Source organism: Thiohalocapsa sp. (assembly GCF_022340605.1).
Classification (GTDB): Bacteria; Pseudomonadota; Gammaproteobacteria; order Chromatiales; family Chromatiaceae; genus Thiohalocapsa.
Map to the genome: position 1 here is coordinate 1 of NZ_JAJDNQ010000084.1, position 13231 is coordinate 13231.

The 13231-nt window shown below is 70.9% G+C and carries 12 protein-coding genes; 2 read left to right on the top strand and 10 right to left on the bottom strand.

All coding sequences use genetic code 11. From position 1 onward, the window contains the following. The 6 genes from LJE69_RS11465 to otsB form a co-directional block, all read right to left on the bottom strand. Positions 1-332: ATP synthase subunit I (locus tag LJE69_RS11465; protein ID WP_296925065.1), on the bottom strand; the 332-nt coding region annotated here is incomplete at its 3' end. A gap of 9 nt (positions 333-341) precedes the next feature. Beyond that, positions 342-782 carry a hypothetical protein gene (locus LJE69_RS11470; RefSeq protein WP_296925067.1) on the bottom strand — a complete coding sequence of 147 codons (441 nt, stop codon included), beginning with the start codon at positions 780-782 and terminating at the stop codon, positions 342-344. Further along, positions 779-1444, bottom strand: a complete 666-nt coding sequence (locus LJE69_RS11475) for a phosphoribosyltransferase (RefSeq protein WP_296925162.1) — start codon at positions 1442-1444, stop codon at positions 779-781. Before LJE69_RS11475 ends, LJE69_RS11470 begins: the two co-directional genes overlap by 4 nt. A gap of 40 nt (positions 1445-1484) precedes the next feature. Further along, positions 1485-2144, bottom strand: a complete 660-nt coding sequence (locus LJE69_RS11480; protein ID WP_296925069.1) for a dienelactone hydrolase family protein — start codon at positions 2142-2144, stop codon at positions 1485-1487. A 234-nt stretch (positions 2145-2378) separates the two neighbouring features. Beyond that, entirely contained in the window at positions 2379-4811 is a 2433-nt protein-coding gene (locus LJE69_RS11485; RefSeq protein ID WP_296925071.1) for a glycosyl hydrolase family 65 protein, read from the bottom strand. Between the two features lie 44 nt (positions 4812-4855). Continuing rightward, positions 4856-6466 (bottom strand): trehalose-phosphatase, encoded by a 1611-nt coding sequence (gene otsB / locus LJE69_RS11490; RefSeq protein ID WP_296925073.1) that lies wholly within the window; start codon positions 6464-6466, stop codon positions 4856-4858. 247 nt (positions 6467-6713) lie between these two features. Here otsB and LJE69_RS11495 point away from each other — a divergent pair, with 247 nt between their 5' ends. Then, positions 6714-7334 (top strand): cytochrome b, encoded by a 621-nt coding sequence (locus LJE69_RS11495; protein ID WP_296925074.1) that lies wholly within the window; start codon positions 6714-6716, stop codon positions 7332-7334. A gap of 211 nt (positions 7335-7545) precedes the next feature. On the opposite strand, the gene LJE69_RS11500 is transcribed toward LJE69_RS11495, so the two are convergent. Continuing rightward, complete coding sequence (locus tag LJE69_RS11500; RefSeq protein WP_296925075.1) at positions 7546-8091, bottom strand: superoxide dismutase family protein; 546 nt, start codon at positions 8089-8091, stop codon at positions 7546-7548. Positions 8092-8327: 236 nt separating this feature from the next. Continuing rightward, positions 8328-9086, bottom strand: coding sequence for a nicotinamidase (locus tag LJE69_RS11505; RefSeq protein WP_367114665.1), 759 nt, complete (start codon positions 9084-9086; stop codon positions 8328-8330). 316 nt (positions 9087-9402) lie between these two features. Between LJE69_RS11505 and LJE69_RS11510 the strand changes: the two genes are divergently transcribed. Then, positions 9403-10782, top strand: coding sequence for a nicotinate phosphoribosyltransferase (locus LJE69_RS11510; RefSeq protein WP_296925077.1), 1380 nt, complete (start codon positions 9403-9405; stop codon positions 10780-10782). A 335-nt stretch (positions 10783-11117) separates the two neighbouring features. Here LJE69_RS11510 and LJE69_RS11515 read toward each other — a convergent pair whose 3' ends face one another. After that, positions 11118-11663 carry a hypothetical protein gene (locus LJE69_RS11515; RefSeq protein WP_296925079.1) on the bottom strand — a complete coding sequence of 182 codons (546 nt, stop codon included), beginning with the start codon at positions 11661-11663 and terminating at the stop codon, positions 11118-11120. A 20-nt stretch (positions 11664-11683) separates the two neighbouring features. Beyond that, positions 11684-12397 carry a hypothetical protein gene (locus LJE69_RS11520; RefSeq protein ID WP_296925081.1) on the bottom strand — a complete coding sequence of 238 codons (714 nt, stop codon included), beginning with the start codon at positions 12395-12397 and terminating at the stop codon, positions 11684-11686. Positions 12398-13231 lie beyond the last annotated feature (834 nt).

Below are 13231 nucleotides of genomic sequence, written 5' to 3' on the forward strand. Positions count from 1 at the left end.
AGCGAAGAGGCGTTGGGTCTGGTGCCTGTGCCCGGCCGTCCGTACAGGCGCAGCAGCAGCGCACGGACAGCGAGTAGCCCGAGCAGTGCCGGTATGAGCCCGTGCCAGCTGTCGCCGAGCCAGGCTTCGCCCGCCGCCATCACCAGCCATAGGCCCGCGAGCAGAACCGCGATGCGCGTGAGCAGGCTGCCGCTCAGGAGCAGTGCCGGGCGGCGGCTGCGGGTCAGCTCCCGAACGGTGCGGTAGAGCCCCGCGTAGAAGAACCAGCCAAGTGCGGCGCCGGCCGCGAAGGCCGCCGGCGCGAAGACCGCGATGGTCAAGGGGGCCGCCATCGGGCTGCCTCAGCGCTCCGTGTCCGCCAGCCCGTCGAGCTCCTCCGGCGGCGCGGTGATGCGGAAGTGCAAGCGGGTGGTGTGCCCGTAAGCATCGTCGATGCGCAGCCCCGCCACGTCGCCGCTGGCAGTGTGCTCCAGAGCCAGCGCGTGGGGATACTCGATGCGCAGCAGCGGTTGGCCGCGCTCGTCGCCGCGCTCGTCGCTGACGTGGACCGCAATGGCGGGCACCGCATCGGCGGTAACCAGCTCGACGCCGTGCAGCGGCACGCCGACGGCCAACTCGCGGGCGTTGCCGGCCGCTTCCCCGGCGCTTGCGTTGAGGCTTGCATCGGCCAAGGCCGTCGGCAGCGCCCAGGCCTGTAGCAGCCAGCCGCGGTGGCGGTGGGAGAAGTCCGCGAGCGTCTCGGCCCATCGCGCCCGCGGCACATGCTCGGCGGCCGGCATCATGGGAGATCTCCGTTGCCGCGCCCGATAGCCTCCGCGAGCAGCGCGCGCACCTCGGCGTCGCTGGTCTGCGGGAACGCGGCGTACCAGCGGCCGACGCCGAGAAAGGGCTCGGGTGCCGCGAGGCAAACGAGGTCGTCCACGGTGGGCTCAATGAGGTCGAGTGCGTCCGCGCTCGCCACCGGCACCGCCACCACCAGGGTCGCCGGGTGATGCGCACGTGCCGCGGCCACCGCGGCACGCATGGTGGCACCCGTGGCCAAGCCGTCGTCGATGAGGATCACGCAGGCGTCGCGCAGTGCCGGCGGCGGCCGGTCGCCGCGGTAGGCGTGGGCGCGGCGGTCGAGCTCGCGGCCCTCCTGCGCGGCGACGCGGTCGATGGTGCCCTCGCTGATGCCGAGCGCGCGCACGATGTCCGGATTCAGCACCTGCACCCCGCCGGTGGCAATGGCGCCCATGGCCAGCTCCGGTTGCCCCGGTACGCCCAGCTTGCGCACCAGCATCAGGTCCAGCGGTGCATCCAGTGCGCGCGCCACCTCGGCGGCCACCGGCACGCCGCCCCGGGGCAGGGCCAGCACCAGCAGGTTCTGGCGGCCGCGGTAGCCGCGCATGGCGTCGGCCAATTGGCGGCCGGCGCTGGTGCGGTCGGCGAAGGGGAGTTGCATGGCGGTCACGGGCTGAATCTCCGCGTGGAGGTGCTGGTAATTACAGGTGCTCGATGAACCAGTCGCGCGCCATTGCCGCCACCCGTTCGAGCTTGCCGGGCTCCTCGAACAGGTGGCTGGCGCCGCCGATGATCCGGATCTCGGGTGGGACCGGCATGCGCGCTGCGGCCTCCCGGTTCAGCGCTTGCACCGTGCCATCCAGGCCGCCGACGATGAAGAGCGTCGGTTGGTGCACGTCGCCCAGGGCGTCGGCGGCCAGGTCGGGCCTGCCACCGCGCGAGACCACGGCACGTACCGCCTCCGGCCGCGCTGCTGCTGCACCCAGGGCGGCGGCGGCGCCGGTACTCGCGCCGAACAGGCCGATGCTGAGCGCGGCGGTGCGCGGGTCGCCTTGGGCCCAGTCCACCGCCTGGATGAGTCGGCGGGTGAGCAGCGGGATGTTGAAGCGCAGCTCCGCGGTGCGCTGGTCGAGGTCGTGCTCCGGTGCGGTGAGCAGGTCGAACAGCAGCGTGGCGATGCCGCCGTGGTTCAGCGTTTGCGCCACCTCGCGGTTGCGGCGGCTGAAGCGGCTGCTGCCGCTGCCGTGGGCGAAGAGCACCAGTCCACGAGGCTGGTGCGGCAGATCCAGGAAGCCGGGCAGGTCGCCGGCCTCGGTGGGGATGTGGACCTCCTCGGCGCGATGCAGAGATGTGGTCTCCATGGTCGGATACCTTGCGGACCTGATCCTTCAAGTGTGGCGACGGGGCTGGTGGCATGTTGTACGGTCGCCGGCTGGGTGCTGCCGCTCGGTCGGTTTAAGATTTTTCCCGAGCCAATCCGCTCGGTTTCCGCTGCGCCTGTTTCGGCTTTGCGCGGCGGGCTCGGCCCCGAGCGGGATGTCCGGCCGGTTCGTCTGCTCCCGTCGAGCCAGTCACATGGACCCAGTTACATCCACTCAGCCTGCATCGATGCAGCAGGGCGTATGCTCCAGCGGCAGGTCGTAGCGCTCGCCGGCACCGAGCCGCACCGGCTCGCCGGCGACCTTGAGCCGAATCCCGTCGGCCGGCGCGGAGATGACGTGCAGCTCGATCCGCCGCTGGTCGACGGAGAGCGCCAGGCTGCGGCCGCGGAAGCGCAGCCGGATGCGCAGCCCGGTGAGCTCGTCCGGCAGGCAGGGGTTCAGCCACAGGCGCCCGCCGCGCACCTCGATGCCGGTGTAGCAGCGCTGGATCAGGTCCACGGTGCCGGCCATGGCGCCCAAGTGAATGCCTTCGGACGTAGTGCCGCCCTGGATGTCCGCCACGTCGCTCTCGATGGCCTCGGTGAACAGCGACCAGGAGCCCCGCCGGTCTGAGCGCGCCAGCACCCAGGCGTCGACGACGCGGCTCAGCGTCGAGCCATGACTGGTGCGCGCCCCGTAGTGGGCGACGTTGCGCGGGATCAGGTCCGGCTCGAAGTCGTAGCCTAAGTGCTCGAACAGCTCGGCCAGCTCCTCGGCGGAGAACAGGTAGAAGAGCATCAGCACGTCCGCCTGCTTGGTGACCTGGTAGCGGTTCACCGACTCGCCCTCGGCCTCCAGGATGCGGTCCAGGCGCTGGATGTCGCCGTACTTGTCCCGGTACGCCTGCCAGTCGAGCTCCTCGAGCCGCTCGAAGCCCTCGAACTGGCTGATGATCCCGTCGCCGTGGAAGCACACCCGCAGCCTGCGGCTCACGGTGTCCCAGTGCGCCAGCTCGTCGTCGCTGATGCCGAGCTGCTCCACCAGCTCGTCCCAGCGCTCCCGCGGCAGGTGATGGCGCAGGTCCAGTGCCCGGCGCAGCACCCAGGCGGCCAGCAGCGTGGTGTAGGCGTGGTTGTCGAGACCCGGCTCGCCGCGGTCCGGGTAGCGGGTGTGGAACTCGTCGGGGCCGACCACGCCCTTGATCTCGTAGCGCTCCAGCGTCTGGCTGTGCGTCGCCTTGCTGGCCCAGAAGCGGGCGATCTCCAGCAGCATCTCGGCGCCGTAGAAGGACAGAAACTCGGTGTCGCCGGTGGCCTGAAAGTAGTGCCAGACGTTGTAGGCGATGGCCGAGTTGACGTGGCGCTGCAAGTGCGTCTCGTCCGGCGTCCAGTGCCCCGAGCGCGGGTTCAGGTGCAGTTGCTGGCTCTCCTCGCGGCCGTCGCTGCCGCTCTGCCAGGGATACATGGCCCCGCGCAGGCCCGCCGCGCGCGCCGCCGCCCGGGCCGCGGGAAGGCGCCGGTAGCGGTAGCGCAGCAGCGAGCGGGTGATCTCCGGCAGGCGCAGGTTCAGCGTCGGGAAGATGAACAGCTCGTCCCAGAAGATGTGGCCCCGGTAGGCCTCGCCGTGCAGGCCGCGGGCTGGCACGCCCACGTCCAGGTCCATCACCTGCGGCGAGGCGGTCGCAAGCAGATGGAACAGGTGCAGGTGCAGGATGGCGGCGGTGCGCGCGCCGTCGTCCTCGGCGAGGGTCAGCTCCAGGTCGAAGCGCTCCCACAGGTGGTGCCAGAGGCGGGCATGGCCCGCGAGCAGGTCGTCGAAGCGCGGCGCGGTGCCGATGGCCGCGCGCGCGGCCATTCCGCACTCGCTGATGGCCCGGTCGCGGGACGTGTAGAGCGCCGCGATCTTCTCCACCAGCACGGGCCGGTCCGGCTCCAGGTGCAGGCAAAAGCGCTGGGCGATGCTGTCGTCGGTTTGCGTCAAGGTCGGCTCCGCGTCCAGCCGGCGGCCGTCGCGGTAGATGCGTGTGCGAGCAGCCAGCGCGATCTCCAGCCGAGACTGGCGGGTGCGGGTGCGAAGCCACATGCCGTCCTCGCCCACCGCGGCGTTGCCGAGCGGCTCCAGGTGGTGGCCGTCGAGACCCTGATAGCGCTCGACGCCGGCATTGCTGACGCCGCCGTCGAGCGCGCTCTCCACCGTGACGGCGCCGGACCAGTCCAGCGCCGTCAGCTCGGTTTCCAGCGCCGCCAGGTGGCGTTGGGCCATGTGCACGAGCCGGCGCTGACACAGCCTCGTGGTGCGGCCCTCGGCGTCGCGGAAGCTCACATCTCGATGCAGCACGCCGTCGCGCATGTCCAGGTGCTGGTGGTAATCGAGGATCTCCACGGCGTCCAGGGTGAGCCAGTGGTCATGATCGAGGCCGATCCGCAGCGGCAGCCAGTTGGGCAGATTGACCAGGTCCTCGCTCTCCACCACGCGGCCCTGCACCTGGCTCTCCAGCCGGTCGTAGCCGCCGGCGAGGTAGGTGCCCGGGTAGTGGTGCGTATTGGCAGCGGCCTCGGGCGCCGCGCCGCGGGTGGCGAAGTAGCCGTTGCCCAGGGTGCACAGGGCCTCGCGCAGGCGCTCCTGTGCCGGGTCATAGTGGTCGTAGTGCCAGTGCCATTCGCTCATCGGCCTGTCCTCGGGGAGCTGTAACCTGAATCATCGGCGCCTTGCTAGCTCCGACCCCGCTCGTCGTCGGTCCCCTCGCGCCGGGCAAGATCTTCCAGCACTGCCCGCACCGCGTCGGTGTTCGGGATGCGGAACGCCGCGCTGCTCGGCCGTGGCTCCGCGGCCACCAGGATGCCGACCCCGCCGCCGTCGGCGAGCGCGCGGAAGGCGTCCTCGTCGGTCTCGTCGTCGCCGATGTAGAGCGGCAGCACGTCCGGGCCGTCCAGTTCGAGGCGCTCCAGCAGCCAGTGCAGGGCGCGGCCCTTGTCCCAGTCGATGTCCGGGCGCAGCTCGAAGACCTTTTTGCCGCCGGTGCGGCGCAGCGCCGGCAGCCGGCGGGCGACCTCGGCGACGGCCTGTTCCACACGCGGCAGGTCGGCAACCGCCAGGCGCCGGTAGTGCACGGCAACGGCGAAGCGCTTGCGCTCCACCTGGCTGCCCGGGATCGCGTCGAGCCGCTGCTCCAGCAGGTCCGCGGCGCGGTCCAGGTCTTCCAGCGCGTCGACGCCCTCGGGCAGTTCCAGGCGCAGCTCGGGGCCGCGGATGTCGAAGCCGTGGCTGCCGGCGTAGACGAGGTTGTCCAGTCCCACCAGCGCGCGCACGTCGTCGAGGTCGCGGCCGCTGATGATGGCCACCGGCATCACCGCCGCCGCCGCGCGCAGGGCCGCGCGCATGGACGCATCCAGCCTGGCGTCCTCGGGGCGGGCGACGATGGGGGTCAGGGTGCCGTCGTAGTCCAGGAACAGGGCGGGACACCTGTCGGCGAGTCGGTTTGCCAGCCGCTCCGCGATGGCCGCGGGGTCCTCGAGCAGTGGCGGGCCAGTGTCGGTGTCGGCGTCGGTGTCGGCGTCGGTGTCGGCGGTGACGGTAAGGTCGCACAGATCCGCCAGTACCACGTTGGCGCCGGCCGCGCTGAGCGCGGCGCGCTCGCCGCCGCGGTCCACGCCGATGACCAGGCCGAAGCCGCCCGCGTGGCCCGCGCGGACCCCCGCAACGGCATCCTCCAGCACAGCGGCGCGTCCGGGCTCGCAAGCGAGCCGCGCGGCGGCGGCGAGAAAGGTGTCCGGCGCCGGCTTGCCCGCCAGGCCCAGGCGCTCGGCGTCGTTGCCGTCAACGCGGGCGTCGAACAGGTCGGCGATGCCGGCGGTGTCCAGGATCATCCCGCAATTCTTGCTGGCGGTGACCACGGCGGTGCGGAAGTCGGCCTCGCGCAGCCGCCGCAGCAGCGCCACCGCGCAGTCGTAGACGGTGAGTCCGCCCTCGCGCAGGGCGTCGCGGAACAGGCGGTTCTTGCGGTTGCCGAGTCCGTGCAGGGTCTCGCGCCCGGGCGGGTCGTCCGGCGCGCCCGCCGGCAGTTCGATGCCGCGGGCGGCGAGGAAGTCGCGCACGCCATCGATGCGCGGCTTGCCGTCCACGAGGCGCCGGTAGTCGCGTTCGATGTCGAATGGGGCGTGGTCCTCGCCGGGCGCCGCGGGCCGCTCGTGCAGGTAGGCATCGAATAGCCGCTTCCAGGCGGCGGCGTGGACGCGGGCGGTGCGGGTGACGACGCCGTCGAGGTCGAACAGCACCGCGTCAAGGTTTGCGCGGTCCAGGGTGACGGTCGGCTGGTCTGGCATGGCAACCTCGCGGGCGCCACGGTGGTGGGCGCCTCTGACGAAAACCTAGCAACCAGGGCGCCCCGCGGCGGGGCCTCCTGGCGGTGAATTGCAACCGCGCGTGGTGCATAAGGGCCAGCGGCCGCGCCACTGGGCGGCGCCGATGCCGGCGCCGCTGCATTTGCCCTGGCGTTGGCCTTGGCATGTTTCGTGACTTCGGTTGCGTACCCGCTCCGTCCGGAGCGCGTGAGTCTCAACCGAGGTAACCATGCAAATCCGTAACACCCGTGAGCGCTGGGGCGCCGTTCAGCAGACCGCGCACTGGCTGGTGGTCATTCTGGTCATTGCCCAGCTCGTGGTCGGCTTCATCTTCGCCGACTATCCGTCGACCTCCCCCACCTGGATCGAGCTCTTCCCGGTCCACACCACGCTCGGACTCAGCATCCTGATCCTGATGCTCCTGCGGCTCGGCTGGCGTGGCGCCAATCCGGTGCCGTCACTGCCGGACACCCTGCCACGCTGGCAGCAGGTTGCTGCCCGGGCCACCCACTGGCTCTTCTACCTCCTGCTCATCCTGGTGCCCATCGGCGGCTATGTGCTGGTGAGCGCCGGTGGCAAGCCGATCCCGTTCTTCGGGTGGGAACTGCCGCCGGTGATCCCGAAGACGCCGTCGCTGAATAGCCCCATCTTCATTCTCCACGCCACCGGCGCATGGGTGGTGGCGGTCCTCATCGTGCTGCACGCCGGCGCGGCGCTGCGCCACGAATGGGTGCTGCGGGACAACACGCTGCGGCACATGGTGCCGTTCCTGCGGGAGCGCCCTGCCAGCGCCGCCAAGTCGGAGCGGGGTGCCGATGCCCCTCCGCACGGTGGCACGACCACCAGCTGAGCGGAACGCTGACGTGGTATCGGCAGTGCCGGCGGCGTGCCGCCGGCGGCGTTGATCATCATCCCGGCCAAGCGTGCGGTTCTGGCTCCCACGTTCCAGCGTGGGAGCAGGGGTAGACGCTCTGCGTCCCGTGTTCTGGCCGAAACGATGATCAAGGCCCCGCCGGCATTGGCGACGCCCCAGAGCCATTGACCCAGAGCCATCGGCAGCATCATTGCGCCGTGATGACCCCACAGGCGATGCGCTCGCCGGCAGCGCCGGCCGGCTGGCTCTTATAGTCATCGGCGCCCTCGTGAATCACGAGGGAGGAACCGTCGACGTCCAGCACCTCCTCGCCCAACTGATGGACGCCCGTCAGCACTTCCAGCTCCAGCTGCCCCGACTCCGGCACGTGGATGTTCGGCATGTCGCCGGCATGGGGGCCTGACTCGGTCAGGTACCCGTGTGTCTCCCCCGGCCGGTGGTAGTGACCGCCCGCGGACTTGAAGGGCGGCTCGCACTTGCCGGTTTCGTGGATGTGCAGGGCATGGACTCCGGCCGGCAGGTCGTTCAGCTTCACGTCCAGTAGCACGCCCGCCGGCGTCTGTTGCAGCTCCGCGGTGCCGACGACCTCGCCTTTCAGGTCCTTGATGTCGGCCGTCGCCTTGTCGGTGTCCGCGCCGGCGGTTGGTGCAACGAGGACGGCGGCGAGTGCGATGGCCGCGGCGCTGCACAGTTGGGGGATACGCGGTGTGACGATGGGCTGTGTCGTGTGCATGGCAGTCTCCTGGTCAGGTGTCGCTACGGTTTGGGCTGCGGGGGGGCGAGCCGGGCGAGCCGACCCGATGCCGCGCCGTGGAGCCGACGCGGCGCGGCATTAGGCGCACGCGGCCGCCGATGGAAATGCAGCTTCAATGCCTCTGCACAGCCCTGCCAATGGGCGCGACGGCGCTCGGCGAGAGCTGCGCCGGATCGGCGCAAGACCCCATACCTGGCGCGGCATCAGGCGTTGCATCAGGCGCCGCCGCTCATGGCGACGGCATCGGCGAGCGCGGCGCGGTCCAGCAGGTGTACGCCACGCGCCTGGATCTCGTCGCGGACCCGCGCGTCGCTGTGCGGGTGCACCGGCCAGCACAGGTCCCAGAGGACATAGCTGGTGAAGCCGGCCGCCGCCGCGTCCTCGGCGGTCCACTTGACGCAGAAGTCCCGCGCCAGGCCGCAGCAGACGACCGCCACCACGCCGCGCTCACGCAGGTAGCCGGCGAGCCCCGTGGGCGCCCGCGCGCCGTTCGGACCATGGTTGTTGTGAAAGCCGCTGTAGGAGTCCGCCTGCGCGTCCATGCCCTTGCGCAGGATGGCCGCGAGCCGTGCAAGCGGCAGCCGCGGATGCAGCTCGGCCCCCGGACTCCCCTGCACGCAGTGATCCGGCCACAGGGTCTGCGGGTAGCCGTGTACCTCGATGCCGTCGAAGGGGGCCCGGCCGGGGTGGCTGCTCGCGAAGGAGACATGGCCCGGCGGGTGCCAATCCTGCGTGGCCACCTGCAACGGCAGCAGGTCGGACTCCATCAGCCCGCGCACGGGGGCCACCAGGCGCTCGCCGTGGTCCTCGGCACCCGCCACGGGCAGCGGCCCGCCGGGCATGAAGTCCGGCTGCATGTCGACGACGATGAGAGCGGTGCGGGCGGGGTCGATGGCGGACATGGCGGCGTCGGCGTTCGGGTTTCCGGGCGTGGACTGGCGCTGATACCCGATGCGCTGCAAACCGAGCGCCAAGGTATTGCGTCCGGGACCGGCGGTCGGTTCAGGCGCGCAGCGGTCGTGCGAGGCTTGCGGCCGGGCGTGCGCCGCGGTGTTTTTGCGCCGGCTGCCGGTGGCTATAAACCTAGAAAGAGCGACTGACCGCTTCCAAAGCGCATCGAAATGCCCGTGGTTGTTGGATTGGTCCGCCGTGGCGGACGTCCCGGCGCCGGCATCCGCTTTGCAGCGCGCTGGAGAGGTCGGAGGAGCGCCCGGGGGCGCCCGTCCGCTCGGCCCCAGCCGTTGCCTTATCGTCGCGTCTCGCCAAAGAACCACACGACCCGGAGCCCAGATGATCCCCGCCAACGCCCTGCTGCTGACGGACTTCTACGAGTTGGCCATGCTGGAGGCGTACTACGCCCAAGGCATGGAGGAGGAGGCCGTGTTCGACTTCCACGTCCGCGCGCTGCCGCCGGGCTATGGCTATCTGGTGGCCGCGGGTCTGGCGCAGGTGCTGGAGATGCTGCGCGACGCCCGCTTCAGCGACGAGGAATTGGCGTGGCTCCGTGACAGCGGCCGCTTCGGCGACGACTTCGTGGACTATCTCAGCGGCTTCCGCTTTGCCGGCAGCGTCGACGCCATGGCGGAGGGCACGGTGTTCTTCCCGGACGAGCCGGTACTCAGGGTCACGGCGCCCATGCCCCAGGCGCAACTGGTCGAGACCCGCATCATCAACCTGCTCCAGTACCAGACGCTGGTGGCCACCAAGGCCAGCCGCTGCGTCAGCGCCGCGCCGGACAAGCTCTTGGTCGACTTCGGCCTGCGGCGGGCGCACGGCGCGGAGGCGGGGCTGCTGGCGGCGCGGGCGAGCTGGCTCGGCGGCTTCGCCGGCACCTCCGCGGTGCTGGCCGGGCCGCGCTTCGGCGTGCCGCTCTACGGCACCATGGCGCACTCGTTCATCGAGGCCCACGACGACGAGATGGCGGCCTTCGAGCGCTTCGCCCGGGCGCGTCCGGACGGCCTGGTGCTGCTCATCGACACCTACGACACCGAGGGCGCCGCGCGCCGGCTGCCGGAGCTCGCCGGGCGGCTCGCCCGCGACGGCATTAGCATTCATTCCGTGCGGCTGGACAGCGGCGACCTCGCCGAGCACGCGCGGCGCGTGCGGCGCATCCTGGACGACGGCGGGCTGTCCTCGGTGCAGATTTTTGCCAGCGGCGGCCTCGACGAGCACGGCGTGGTGGCGCTGCTGGCGGACGGTGCGCCCATCGACGGCTTCGGCATTGGCAGCAAGCTCGACACCGCCGCCGACAGTCCGTACCTCGACTGCGCCTACAAGCTCTGTGAGTACGCCGGCACACCGCGCCGCAAGCACTCCGAGCACAAGGCCACCTGGCCAGGCCGCAAACAGGTGCTGCGCCACTACGACGCGCGCGGCCGCATGACCGGCGACCGCGTGCAGCGGGAGGATGAGCCGGCGGGCGACGGCGAGCTGCTGCTGCGGCGCGTCATGGACCACGGCGAGATCGTCGCGCCGCTGCCGACCCTGGCGGAGTCGCGCGCGCACTGCGCGGCTCAGCTCGACCGCCTGCCGCCTGCGCTGCGCGCGCTGGATGCGGCGCCGAGCTACCCGGTGGAAATCTCGGACCGCGTCCGGGCGCTGGCGCGCGAGGCCGATGTTCGCATCGAGGAGCACCAGCGCGCCGGCGGCGTGTGGCGGCCATCGTCCTGACGCGCTTGTTTCCCGCGGGCGCACGCGCACCACGCCAAGGAGATTGGGCAAGTATGGGTCGCAACGTCGAAATCGAGCGGACCGTCGGGCCGACGCAGGAGGCCCGACGAGCAGGCGGTGGGGCACGCGCTGTGTCGGGCTTCGTTCCTCAGCGCCCAGCTACACCGAATACTTGCCCAGTTTCCAAACCTCGGCGTCGAAAACAGGATCGGGGCCACTAACGAATTCGCTCCCGAAATCGATAGCGGCCCCGATGGCAGGCAACTCGGATGTGTTGCCGGCGACTGAGGAATATGCACGGCCATGCCGCCGCTTCGCCTCATCGCCGGACGGCGTCAGTAGTGGCGCGGCTGCACGGCATCGGCCTCGGTCTGCGCTGGGTTCGGGACATGGTCCGCGCTGTGGTGCGATCTGGACACCTGTCTGAGCGTGGCATCGGCGACGGCATTCGGGCGGATCGGCGGGCGGATCGGCGAGCTCGCACGCAGCAGGCGCCGCAGCGCGTCCTGCGCCTGGGCGTCGAGCCGGCGGAACAGCAGTCCGACACCCTCGGCCGTGCGGTACAGGATCAGCGATGGTAGCCGGATGCCGCGCTCGCCCTCGGTGCAACGGGCCATGAGCCGCACGTCCACGCAGCCCTCGCGTTTTGGCCGCTGGTGGGTCTCGACGAACATGCCGTGGGGGCCGATGCTCGTGGCCGTGCCGCAGGCGCAGGCACCGTCGGGAAAATGGAGGCCCACAGGGATGGCGATCGCGCAGTGTGGCTGCTGTGGCGGCGGCTGATGGCCGTCGCCGAGCCTGGTCTTGGCGCCGGCAGCCGCTCCGCCGAGTGTCCCGGCGGTGAGCCGGGGCGGTCTGGTCTGGCGCCCGTTCTCGTTCATGTTCCCGCTCATGTTCATGTTCATGGCCGCCCGCGGACTACATCCGCGACGCCGGTGAAGGGCAGTTCCCACACGGCCGTGGGCTGGACGTGGCTCTCGGTGCCACCGGCTGGCGCGCGATTCAGCAGCGGGCACCAGAGCAGTGGGCGCCAGCGTGCCGCCTCCTGCGGCGCCATCAGCAGCAGCACTACGGTCTCGCCGTCGGCCAGACGCCGGCGCATGCCGTCGACCCAGAACGCGGGAATGCCCAGCCGATGGATAGCCGCTGCCAACCATTGTGCGGCGCCGGCCGTTAGCGCGCCGCCCGCGCCGGTGCCTGCTTCGGTGCCCACGGCGGCGTTGGTCAGCGTCGCCACCAGTGGCCCGGCCGCCATCACAGGGCCGATGCCGGGCAGTACGAACAGGCCGGCGGCGCCACCCAGGAGGCCGAAGATCCCACCCCAGAAAGCGCCAGATCCGCCCCAGCCGCGCATGCGCTCGCCAACGCCGGAATAGTAGACACCGAGCGGGCGGTTGCCACCGGCGTCCGCGCGGCCGAGCACGGACACGCGGTGCATGGGAACGTCGCCGCGCATGAGCACAATCAGATGCCGGTGGGCGGCGTCGGCGTCAGCGTAGAAGGCGGCGAGCGCGATACTCGCGATGTCTGCTTGGCCTGCCGCATCGGCGCAGGCCTCGTCATCCTCGATGAGGTCGTCGTCGGTGAATTGGCGCAGCGCTTGGTGGTAGGTCATATTGTCTGTCGTTCGGGCACTTGTGACTGATTGGACCGGTACTTCCGCTACCCTTGTAAGGCAAAGGCCGTACCAGCCCTGCCCAAGTGCGTAACCGTGCGCGGTTGCTGACGTGCGGTCGTTACGCACGGGGAGACCGGCGCATAGCACCCGCTCACCGGTGCATTTGCTGCGGGTAGCTGTGGAAATTCACCCGTGCCGACACCGACCCTGCCCAGGTGCTGCGCCCGGGGCTCGGTTGGGCGCTTCTCCCTTTCACACGGTCAGGCGCCGTACCTCCGGGGCCGGCCTGCGCGCGCCGGCGCGCCGCTCCTCGCCGCGGCCTCGGCCCCGGGCAGCACCAGCGCGGCGCGCTGCTCGGACTGGGGCTCGAAGACGATTGCTCACCGTCGTCGGCGATGTGCATGGCGCGGCGCCGTTGGGCGGTTGCTGTCGGCAGGACCCGGCTTGTGCTTGTGCTTGAGAGTAAGCAAGAGACGGGCCAGGCGCGCTGGCGGGCGACGGCATGCGCGAGCGGTTGTACAGGTTCATCTCGGCACCGCGGTGCGAAAACAGCGCCGCGGTTTGCCTGGAGAGCGCCTGGTCGCGGACGTTGACGCCGCCGCCCTTGGTCGCCGACGAAAATGCGGATACCACGCGGTGGCACCCGGATCTCTTCGGCCTTGCGCCGGCCGACCGCCCCAGGCTGTGACTTGTCGCTGGCCGGCTGCTCGCTTGGTTTCGATGCGGGCGTGGCTCGCGCTCGATCGACCCGACATGCCCGCCGAGGGCGGTCGTGCGGCAGGTCTCAATGGCGTGCGGCGCGCGGCCCTGCTCGAAGCTCAGGGTGTATTT